Origin of the sequence: Brevundimonas sp. (assembly GCF_041919755.1) — a bacterium.
Classification (GTDB): Bacteria; Pseudomonadota; Alphaproteobacteria; order Caulobacterales; family Caulobacteraceae; genus Brevundimonas.
In genome coordinates, this window is record NZ_JAYRTD010000009.1 from 102,479 (window position 1) to 113,063 (window position 10,585).

The window sequence follows — 10,585 nt, forward strand, 5'->3', positions numbered from 1 at the left end:
CAGTGAGCCGCCGTGCGGCGAGCGGTAGCGCCCTTACAAGAAGCTATAGGGGTCCACGTCCACGGACAGCCTGACTGACCCCGGCACCTTCACCCGCGCCAGCCAGGCCCGCAGAAATCCCTGCAGGTCCACATCGCGGTCGGCACGGACCAGCAGCCGCTTGCGGCGGCGGCCCCGCACCAGGGCGAGGGGCGCATCGGCGGGGCCATAGACCTCCAGCCGCTCGGCATTGGGAATGTTTTCGGCGAGGTCGCGGGCGACCTTCTCGACGGCCTGCGGGTTCTCGCTGGACAGGATAATCGCCGCCAGTCGCCCATGCGGTGGCAATGACCCGGCCTCGCGCTCGGCCAGCTCCGCCTCGACGAAGGCGTCGCGGTCGCCTGCCGCAAGCGCCATCAGTACCGGATGCTCGGGCGTCCACGTCTGCAGCAGGGCCCGGCCCGGCTTGTCGGCGCGGCCCGCCCGGCCTGTGGCCTGGCTGAGAAGCTGGAACGTTCGCTCCGCCGCCCTCAGGTCGCCGCCGCGCAGGCCCAAGTCCGCATCCACCACCCCGACCAGGGTCAAATTGGGAAAGTTGTGTCCCTTGGCCGCCGCCTGGGTCGCCACCAGAATGTCGATCTGGCCGTCCTGCATCGACTGGATCAGGGCACGTGCCGAGCGCGCATCCGGCGTGGTGTCGGAACTGAAGACTGCCGTCCTCGCCTGGGGAAACAGCTGGCGCACCTCCTCCTCGACCCGCTCGACGCCGGGCCCGACGGAAACGAGGCTGTCCTCCGCCCCGCACGACGGACAGGTCCTGGGCCGCATCATTGAAAACCCGGTCAGGTGACAGACCAGCCGCCCTGTATAGCGATGCTCGACCAGCCAGCTGTCGGTATCCGGTGCCGTCATCCGGTGCCCGCAGACCCGGCACAGCACCACGGGCGCATAGCCCCGCCGGTTCAGAAACAGGAGGCTCTGTTCACCGCGCGCAAAAGTCTCGCCCAGTACTTCGCGCAAGGGCGCGGACAGCCAGGTCTGGGGATCGGGCGGGGCGGCGCGCAGGTCCAGCAAAGCGATGTCGGGCAGTACCGCCGCCCCGTGCCGCCGCTCCAGCCTCAGCCAGCCATAGCGACCTTGCCGCGCGTTCCAAAGTGTCTCCAGCGACGGGGTGGCCGAGGCCAGGACCACCGTCGCCCCCTCGATCCGCGCCCGCGCCACGGCCAGATCGCGCCCATGATAGATCAGCCCTTCGTCCTGTTTGAATGAGCCGTCGTGCTCCTCGTCCACGACTAGCAGCCGCAGATTGACAAAGGGCAGAAACAGGGCCGACCGCGCCCCGACCACAATGTTGCAGCGCCCCGCCACCACTGCCTCCCAGACCTGACGCCGACGCGGCGGGGCGACCCCGGAATGCCATTCGGCGGGCGCGTTGCCGAACCGGGCCGTGATCCGCTCGATCAGGGCCTGGGTCAGGGCGATCTCGGGCAGCAGGATCAGGATCTGCGCCGTCGGATCGGCCTTCAGCGCCTGCGCCGCCGCCTCCAGATAGGCCTCGGTCTTGCCCGAGCCGGTGATGCCATCCAGCAGGAAGGGCGCGAACCCGCCGCGCGTCACCGCATCCCCGATCGCCTGCGCCGCCGCCGCCTGGTCCGCGTTCAGGTCCGACGGCGCATGGTCGGGATCGGGCGCGTCGAAGGCGGCGACGGCCTCGATCTCGACGATCTCCAGCACGCCTTCATCGACCAGGCCCTTCACCACACCCGAGGACACGCCGGCCGCCCTAGCCAGATCGGCTCCCGTCACAGCCCGCTGGCCCAGCGCCTCCAGAACCGCCGTCCGCGCCGCCGTCGGTCGCGCAGGGACAGCCTCACCAACACGCCGCACCCGCCGCTCGGGCCGGGGACGGGGGGCCCGCAGCCCTTTCAGCGCCGTCGCCGCCATCTCACCCGGCGCGCTCAGCGTCCAGCGCCCGGCCCATTCGACGAAGTCCACGGTCCGTTCGGGCAGGCGCGGATCGTCGATGCGATGATCGATGGCCTTCAGTCGCCGGTTCGACCCGGTCGTCTCGCGTGCCTCGACCACGATGCCGCGCATCAGTCGCGGCCCCAGCGGCACCGCCACCTGATCGCCGCGCACGACGTCGATGCCCTCGGGCACCTCATAGTCGAAGGCTTCGCGTACCGGCAGGGGAATGAGGACAGAGGCCACTTTCACCTGTTCCTCCCCCATCGGGGGAGGGGGACCACCCGAAGGGTGGTGGAAGGGGCAATCACAGGCACCAGTGGATGGGGCTGGCCCCCTCCACCGCTTCGCGGTCCCCCTCCCCCGACGGGGGAGGATTTGGCTCGCCTCGCTCCGCGAGGCCCGCTAAACACCCACCCCATGAAACTCTTTCTCGACACAGCCGACGTCGCCGTCATCAAGGACATGGTCCCCACCGGCATGGTGGACGGCGTCACCACCAATCCCTCGCTGATCGCCAAATCCGGTCGCAACATCGCAGAGGTCATCGCCGAAATCTGCGCCCTGGTCGAGGGGCCGATTTCCGCAGAGGCCGTGGCGACCGACTATGAGACCATGGTCAAGGAAGGCGACAAGCTGGCTGCCATCGCGCCCAATGTCGTGGTCAAACTGCCCCTGACCTGGGACGGGCTGCGCGCGGCCCGGACCTTCTCCGACAAGGGCATCAAGACCAACGTCACCCTGTGCTTCTCCGTCGCCCAGGCCATGCTGGCGGCCAAGGCAGGGGCCACCTTCGTCTCGCCCTTCGTCGGGCGGCTGGAAGACCACGGCGCGGACGGCATCGGCCTGCTGGAAGAGATCCGCGTGCTGTATGACACCCATGGCTTCGAGACGGAAATCCTGGCCGCCAGCCTGCGCAATCCCGGCCATGTCTCGGCCGCGGCCATCGCCGGAGCGGACGCCGCGACCCTGCCGGCCGACACTTTCAAGGCCCTGGTCAAGCACCCGTTAACCGACAAGGGGCTTGATGCCTTCCTGGCGGACTGGGGCAAGACCGGTCAGTCGATCCTGTAGTCTGCCTCCGAGGAGAGGTCTGTGAGCGTATTGCCTGACCTCTCTGCCGACGACACCGGTCCGCACTGGCCGGAAATCCGCGCCTGGCTTCAGGCCCATCCGCAGATCCTGCTGGATGACCGATCCCTGCTGGAAGAGGTCGGGCTGAAGACCCACGGTCGCAATGTCGTGGAGTTCGGCCGCGCCGCCCTGACCCGTCTGGAAGAGGTTGCCGAGCGCGAGGCGGATGCGCGCAAACGCATCGAGAGCATCGCCCGCGCCAACTTCGCCGCCCAGACCCAGACCCATGTCGCGGCGCTGGATCTGCTGGAGGCGCGCAACCTGTCCGATCTGGCCCGACGTCTGGATGCGGTGGCGCAAGGGCGGTTCGGTCTCAGCGGCGCCGCCGTGGCGCTCGAGAAGCCCGGCCCCGTACCTTTCGGCTGGCGTGCCCTGGACGAGGGTCGGGTCGATGCCCTGCTGGGCGATCACGGCCTGACCTGGCTGGGGCCCAACTTCGAGGGGTTGAACCTGTTTGGCGCGGCCGAGGATCAGGTCCGCTCCGTCGCTCTGATCCGCATGGCCCCGCAGTTTCCGGGTGCCGAGACGGTCGCCCGTCCCGCCCTGTGCGCCTTCGGCTCGCCCGAGGAAGACGGCTTCACCGCCACCATGGGCTGCGAGCTGGTGGCCTTCATCGCCCGTGTGGTCGAACGCACCGCCGAGCGCTGGCCCCTGCTGGGATGACAGCCGCCAACGCTCTGTCCGCTTGGCTGGAGCATCTAGCGCACGAGCGTCGCCTTTCGGCCCGCACGCTGGAAGCTTATGGCCACATCGGGCGGCTGTACGTCGCCTTTCTGGAGCGGCATCGTGGAGAAACACTGTCGCTGGCCGATCTGGGAACCGTCAGCGCCGCAGAGGTCCGCGCCCATCTGGCCGAGCGCCGCGCGGGCGACGGCTCCGATCGCTCCGGCCTGGCCGCCCGCTCCATCAGCCAAACCCTGTCCGCCATCCGCGCCTTCCACGCCTTTCTGGATCGCCGCTGCGCCATACCCGCCCCGCAACTGACGCTGGTCCGCGGGCCTCGCATCAAGCCCTCTCTGCCGCGCCCGGTCAGCGAGGATCAGGTGCGCGGCCTGCTTGAAGAACCTCAGGCCGATCCCGATGCTTCCCCGTGGGAAGCGGCCCGCGACCGCGCCGTCCTGACCCTGCTCTACGGCTGCGGACTGCGGATTTCCGAGGGCCTGTCGCTGACCCGGGCCGACGCCCCGCTACGTGAGACGCTACGCATCGCCGGCAAGGGCGGCAAGACCCGGATCGCCCCGGTCCTGCCCGCCGTCCGCGCAGCCGTAGACGACTATCTGGCGCTGCTGCCGTTCGCCCTGTTGCCGGACGAACCCCTGTTCCGAGCCCGACGCGGTGGTCCCCTGAGCCCCCGCCATGTCCAGGCCACCGTCCAGCACCTTCGCGGCCGCCTCGGCCTGCCCGCCAGCACCACGCCGCATGCGCTGCGCCACAGTTTCGCCACCCACCTGCTGGGGGCCGGGGCCGACCTGCGCTCCATCCAGGAACTGCTAGGCCACGCCAGCCTGTCCACGACCCAGAAATATACGGCGGTGGATGCCGCCCATTTGCTCGCCACATATGCCGCTGCCCATCCTCGCGCCTGACGCCAGGCTGTAGACTCGTCAGACTAAGAATATGGGCGCATCCTGCTTTTCCGAAGGAACTAAGGGGGTGGTGAGAATGCGAAGCAGTGTCCCGCTCGTTGAACGCCGCGCGTTGTTGTTGGCACTGGGAACCAGCCTTTTGTCCCCCGCTGCCAAGGCGCAGGTTACGGGCTCCCCGGCACCAACTGCCGAGCCCATTCCCGACCTCGATCTGACACCCAATCTTTTCACGCGCGTCGCAGCCAACGTCATGATCAATGGCCAAGGCCCCTTCAGCTTCGTGATCGATACGGGCTCCGCGACTTCAGCCGTGTCCGACCTTCTGGCAGAAGGCCTCAACCTCCCGGAGCAGCCCCCCCTGTTGGTCCACGGCATAGCCAGCGCGACGATGACCCCTAGCGTCATTGTGGAGAGACTGAGTCTTCGCAGTGTACCCGCCAGAAACTTGCGCTGCCCGGTCCTGCCCCACGAACAGCTCGGAGCCGACGGGCTTGTAGGACTGGATATTCTCGGACGGTTCCGCCTAAGCTTCGATACAGTGCGTCAGCAAGCCAGCCTGACCCATCGCGGGGTGCGGATCATAAGCGGCGGAACGGAGAATATCGGTTCACACGTGATCCGAGACAGCGTCCGCTCGGCACGCGGACGTTTCGGCCAGCTGATCATGAGTAATCTGAGAGTGAGCGGTCAGCCCACTGCTGCGTTCGTAGACAGCGGAGCGCAGTATTCGATTGGTAACGAGGCGTTGAGTCGTGCGATCGACAATAAGCGATCTCGGAGCTTGGGCACCAGCCGTTCGGTACCCGTGCTGGGCGTGACGGGACAGAGTCTGGACGCCAGGTTGTCTCGAATAGATGATCTGAGGTTGGGTTCGCACCGCCTCGGCCCGACCACCCTGCTGTTTGCGGACCTGCATTGTTTTGAAACCTTGGGTTTGTCACAGCGTCCGGCTCTGCTGATCGGGGCCGACCTGCTTGGTCGGTTCCGAAACATCGTTCTGGATTTTGCAGCAAACAGCGTTGTCTTCGAAGGGGTTCGTCCCCCCTCGGCTCCTCTTGGTGCCCTGCCCGGCTGAAAAGTCCTAGATGGCCTTTACCGCCCCACCGTCCAGCCGGATCAGCGAACCGGTGACATAGGCCGCCTGCGGGCTGGCCAGAAAGGCGGCGGCCGCGCCGAACTCCTCCGGCGTGCCCAGGCGGCCGACGGGTATGCTGGCGGCGGCCTCGGCCCGGGCCTGTTCGGGCGTGATGCCGTTAGCGGCCGCCCGCGCCGCGTCCAGCCGCTCGATGCGGGGCGTATCGATGCGGCCGGGCAGCAGGGTGTTGACCGTGATCCCGTGCGGCGCGACCTCGCCGGCCAGCGTCTTGGCCCAGGCCGTGATCGAGGCCCGCAGGGTGTTGGACACGCCCAGCGACGCTACCGGCTCGACCACGGTGATCGACGCGACGTTCAGGATGCGGCCCCAGCCCATGGCCTTCATCCCCGGCAGGACCCGGTCGGTCAGGCGAAAAATCGACAACACCATCGCCTCGAACTGGGCGCGCCACAGGTCGGGCTCCAGCCCTGACACGCCCGACGGCGGCGGCCCGCCGGTGTTGTTCAGCAATATTTCGATCGGCCCACCCAGCGCCGCCTCTGCGACGTCGACCGCGGCCAGCATGGACGCATGATCCGACAGGTCGGCGGGCGCGATGACGGCCCTTCCCGGTCCCGTTGCGTTCAACTCATCCGCGACACCTTGCAGCTTCGCGGCATCGCGCGACAGCAACGCCACATGCGCCCCCTCGGCCACCAGCGCCGTCGCCACGGCGCGGCCCAGACCGCTGGACCCGCCGCAGATCAGGGCGCGCTTGCCGCTGAGCCTCAGGTCCATCGATCAGGCCTGCATGGTCCAGCCCTCGACGCCCATGGCCGCCTGTTTGACGGCTTCGGAGCGGGTCGGGTGGGCGTGGCAGATGCGGGCGATGTCCTCGGACGCACCGCCAAAGGCCATGGCGACGCAGGCCTCGTGGATCATTTCGCCGGCCTGCGGACCCATGATGTGAACGCCCAGAATCCGGTCCGTCGTGGCATCGGCCAGGACCTTGGCATAGCCGTCGGTCTCGTGATTGATCTTGGCGCGGCTGTTGGCCGTGAAGGGGAATTTTCCGACCTTGTAGGCGACGCCGTCGGCCTTCAGCTGGTCCTCGGTCTTGCCGACCCAGGCGACCTCCGGGAAGGTGTAGACCACGCTGGGGACCATGTCGTAGTCGACGTGACCGGCCTTGCCCGCGATCAGCTCGATCACGGCGACGGCGTCCTCCTCGGCCTTGTGCGCCAGCATGGGGCCGTTGGTGACGTCGCCGATGACCCACACGCCCTTGGCCCCCGTCTTCAGATGATCCTGGGTGACGAAGCCGCGCTTGTCCGGCTCGATCCCGACCGTCTCCAGCCCCAGGCCCTGGGTGTAGGGTCGCCGCCCGATGGCCACCAGCACGACATCGGCCTTCAGCGTCTCGGCCTCGCCGCCCGCAGCCGGCTCGACGGTCAGCTCGACCCCTTCCTTGACCGACTTCGCGGCCGTGACCTTGGAGCCCAGCTTGAAGGTCATGCCCTGTTTGGTCAGCACGCGCTGGAAGGCCGTCGCAACGTCCGAGTCCATGCCCGGCGTGATGCGCGGCAGATATTCGACCACCGTCACCTGAGCGCCAAGACGCCGCCAGACCGAGCCGAGCTCCAGCCCGATAATGCCGGCCCCGACCACGATCATGGTCTTGGGCACGGCGGGCAGGGCCAGGGCCCCGGTGGAGTCGACCACCTTACCCTCGATGAAGTCCACGCCGGGCAGGGGCGTCGGTTCGGAACCCGTGGCGATGACGATGTCCTTGGCGGTCAGGGTCGTCTTCGATCCATCGGCCGCCTCGACCTCGACCTGACCGGGTCCCGTGATCCGGCCCCGGCCCTTGACCCAGTCCGCCTTGTTCTTCTTGAACAGGAATTCGATGCCTTTGGTCAGGGCGGTGACGCTGTCCTGCTTCTGCTTTTGCAGCTGATCGACATTGATCTTGGGCGTGCCGATCTCGATGCCGAGGGTCGGAAACTCCTTGGTCGCCGCCTCGAACAGCTCCGAGGCATGCAGCATCGCCTTGGAAGGCATGCAGCCGACGTTCAGGCAGGTGCCGCCCAGGGTCTCGCGCATCTCGATACAGGCAACGCTGAGACCCAGCTGGCCCGCCCGGATCGCGGCATTGTAGCCGCCGGGCCCGCCGCCGATGATCACGACGTCATAGGATTTCGCGGTGGCGGGGCTGGGGGAGGCGGCTTCGGCCATGGGCTTGCTCTGGTCCTGTTCGGGCGCGGAAGGGGGCGCGGGCGTGTCCGGGGTGTCCGGCGTCTGGAAATGGCCCGCCGGGTCTGGGCTGAGGGTGATCGGCTCGGGTGCGGTCTCGGCGACAGCCTTGGTGGGCTTGCCGCCCAGCATCGACCGCAGGCCGCCCAGAAGTCCGCCGGATGTGTCTGTCTTGCGGGCCATGATCGGAGTGTCCGGACGCGGGAGGGTTCGCGCCTGCATATAGGGGACCCGCCCCACCTGCGGCAACGCCGGAAGGGCGGATACGCAAAAGGGCCAGACGTTTCCGCCCGGCCCCTTGTCGTCCTTGATGCGCTTGTGGCGGCTTAGAAGGCCACCCGCATGACCAGCTGATAGACCGGCCCGGCCTTCTCGGTCTCGATCTCATACTCGTCGTAGTCTCGGTCGATCTGGTCCTCGATGGTGTCGAACTTGTCGAACACCTCGTCCTTGGAACTGTCCAGCAGGTTGGAGCCGGTCAGCCGGACCACGATGTTGCTGGCGATCCGCTTCTCGACGAAGACTTCCAGATCGGCACCGTAGGAGGTCAGCACCTCTTCGCCGACGATACGGCTCTCGGCATCGCCCTGTTTGCGATAGGTGGCCCCGAAGGCGGCCCCCCAGCTGGGGATGTCGTGGGTGAAGCCGGCGTTCACGACATAGTCCGACTGCGAGTTGAAGCGGCGCTCTCCGGCGAAGTCGTCGACCGAACTGTCCAGCCAGGAGTAGTTCAGGAAGACACCCGTGTTGGGCATGCCGATGAAGTCCAGCGGCGTCGACAGGTCGAACTCGATCCCCCAGACCTGACCGTCACCGACGTTTTCAGCGGTCAGGATGAAGGACGTCAGTTCCTCCTCGGCCTCCTCGAGGGTCGCGCCGTCTTCGAGTGCGTCCTCATAGTTGCCGATGGCCTCGTCCGAGAATTCGCCGGTGTTGGTCAGTTCGATCAGATCAGTGATGTCGCGATAGAAGACGTTGACACCGAACACCCCGCGACGGCCCAGACGGCGCTCATAGCCGAAGTCGATACCCCAGGCCGTTTCCGGCTCCAGGTCCGGATTGCCGAGGAAGTCGTTGTCGCCGTATTCGCCTTCCAGCAGGGCCGGCGAGATGAAGTTGAAGTCCGGGCGACGCACCGTGCGCGCGACCGAGGCGACGATCCGGTCGTTCTCCGTCAGCTGGAACCGCGCGCTGGCCGAGGGCAGCAGGATTCCATAATCCTTGTCGTTGACGCGCTCGTCAGCATCGACCGTCTCGTCGATGATCGTCGTGTCGGTCGTCTCATAGCGCAGGCCGGCTTCCCACTTCACGATGCCGGTTTCGCCCGACAGCATGACATAGGGATCGATGCGGGTTTCCTCGATGGTGCTGACGCCGCCGGTAATCGCCTCGAAGTCACCGAACTCGCTGGCCAGCAAGGGACGGAAGGCAGTTTCACCCTCCGCTTCGGCTTCGGCTGCGAAGATGGCTGTGTCGCGGGTCTTGTCGCTGTACTGGACGCCGAACTCCAGTTCCATGCCGTTCAGATCCAGCTTGTGCTCTAGCCCCGCCTGGATTTCCTCGTCGGTGATGTCGGTGCGGGTGATCTCGCCCTCGATCACCTCGTCCTCGACCGCGAATTCGGTTTCGCTTTCGACTTGCTGGTCGTCGATGGCGGCATAGCCCAGACGGAAGGTCGTCTCGCCGCCCAGCATCTCGCGCTCGTATCGGCTGTTGACGGCCCAGTTGTCGGTCTGGATGTCCAGGGGATTGGCGTTGATGGTGTCGATGTTGGCGGCGGTCTCGATGCCCTCGATATATTCGATCGAGTTCTCGTCCTGGACCCGGTCCGTGCGCACGAACAGGCCGCTGAGCTGCAGATTGCCGCCCGCGACCTCCACGTCATAGGAGGCGTTGGCGGAATAGTCGGTGCCGTCGCGCACGTCGGTCTGGACCTCGGTGTTGTCCAGTTCGCCGCCGGGCTCGTCGAAACGCTGGCTGAACTTGTCCTTGGGGTTGCGGCGGTCCTGGATGTTGCCCCCGATCAGCAGGCGGCCCGGTCCGACCTGTCCGCCCCAGACCGCGCCATAGGTACCGCCCCATTGGCCGTATTCGCTGTCGGGGAAGTTGATGGCCCCCAGACGCAGATAGCCGCCGTCCAGCGCCAGGGCGTCGCGCAGCACGATGTTGATGGCTCCCGCCACCGCATCGCCCGACCGGTTGGCCGAGGACGAGCGCACCACCTCGACCCGCTCGATCAGCTCGGCGGGGATGCGGTCGACGAAGAAGCTGCGGTCCAGATTGGCGCCGGGCACCCGCTCGCCGTTGATCAGGATCTGGGTATAGGCCGAATCCAGGCCGCGGATGCGCACGCCGTCCGATTCCAGCACGTCGGACAGGAAGGTCACCGACGGCACGCGCTTCAGCGCGTCACCAGCGGTCAGCGGCTCGAACCGCTGGAAATACTCCAGGTCATAGGACAGCGTCGGTGACGTGCCCCTGAGAATTTCCTCCACGTGGAGCTAGAGTCCGGCCCTTGAAAGGACGGACGGAATGAAACGAGCGAGATTCACGGAAGAGCAGATCATCGGGATCCTGCGGGAGAACGAGGCCG

8 protein-coding genes are annotated in these 10,585 nt (G+C 67.0%); 4 read left to right on the top strand and 4 right to left on the bottom strand.

Annotated features, from left to right (window positions below; genetic code table 11):
- Window positions 1–33 precede the first annotated feature (33 nt).
- Window positions 34–2,211: a primosomal protein N' gene (locus ACE3TH_RS11805; RefSeq protein WP_374599882.1), complete on the bottom strand. Its 2,178-nt coding sequence runs from the start codon at window positions 2,209–2,211 to the stop codon at window positions 34–36.
- A 153-nt stretch (window positions 2,212–2,364) separates the two neighbouring features.
- On the opposite strand from ACE3TH_RS11805, the gene fsa reads away from it, so the two are divergent.
- The 4 genes from fsa to ACE3TH_RS11825 all read left to right on the top strand — a co-directional run bounded on the left by fsa (window position 2,365) and on the right by ACE3TH_RS11825 (window position 5,739).
- Complete coding sequence (fsa, locus tag ACE3TH_RS11810; protein ID WP_374599884.1) at window positions 2,365–3,018, top strand: fructose-6-phosphate aldolase; 654 nt, start codon at window positions 2,365–2,367, stop codon at window positions 3,016–3,018.
- A 21-nt stretch (window positions 3,019–3,039) separates the two neighbouring features.
- Window positions 3,040–3,741: a DUF484 family protein gene (locus tag ACE3TH_RS11815; RefSeq protein WP_374599886.1), complete on the top strand. Its 702-nt coding sequence runs from the start codon at window positions 3,040–3,042 to the stop codon at window positions 3,739–3,741.
- Window positions 3,738–4,664: a tyrosine recombinase XerC gene (locus tag ACE3TH_RS11820; protein ID WP_374599887.1), complete on the top strand. Its 927-nt coding sequence runs from the start codon at window positions 3,738–3,740 to the stop codon at window positions 4,662–4,664. The genes ACE3TH_RS11815 and ACE3TH_RS11820 overlap by 4 nt, the downstream gene beginning before the upstream one ends.
- Window positions 4,665–4,740: 76 nt before the next feature.
- Complete coding sequence (locus ACE3TH_RS11825) at window positions 4,741–5,739, top strand: retroviral-like aspartic protease family protein (protein WP_374599889.1); 999 nt, start codon at window positions 4,741–4,743, stop codon at window positions 5,737–5,739.
- A gap of 6 nt (window positions 5,740–5,745) precedes the next feature.
- Here ACE3TH_RS11825 and ACE3TH_RS11830 read toward each other — a convergent pair whose 3' ends face one another.
- The 3 genes from ACE3TH_RS11830 to ACE3TH_RS11840 form a co-directional block, all read right to left on the bottom strand.
- Window positions 5,746–6,537: an SDR family oxidoreductase gene (locus tag ACE3TH_RS11830; protein WP_374599891.1), complete on the bottom strand. Its 792-nt coding sequence runs from the start codon at window positions 6,535–6,537 to the stop codon at window positions 5,746–5,748.
- A gap of 3 nt (window positions 6,538–6,540) precedes the next feature.
- Window positions 6,541–7,974 carry a dihydrolipoyl dehydrogenase gene (lpdA, locus tag ACE3TH_RS11835; RefSeq protein ID WP_374599897.1) on the bottom strand — a complete coding sequence of 478 codons (1,434 nt, stop codon included), beginning with the start codon at window positions 7,972–7,974 and terminating at the stop codon, window positions 6,541–6,543.
- Between the two features lie 344 nt (window positions 7,975–8,318).
- Window positions 8,319–10,487 carry a TonB-dependent receptor plug domain-containing protein gene (locus ACE3TH_RS11840; protein ID WP_374599893.1) on the bottom strand — a complete coding sequence of 723 codons (2,169 nt, stop codon included), beginning with the start codon at window positions 10,485–10,487 and terminating at the stop codon, window positions 8,319–8,321.
- Window positions 10,488–10,585 lie beyond the last annotated feature (98 nt).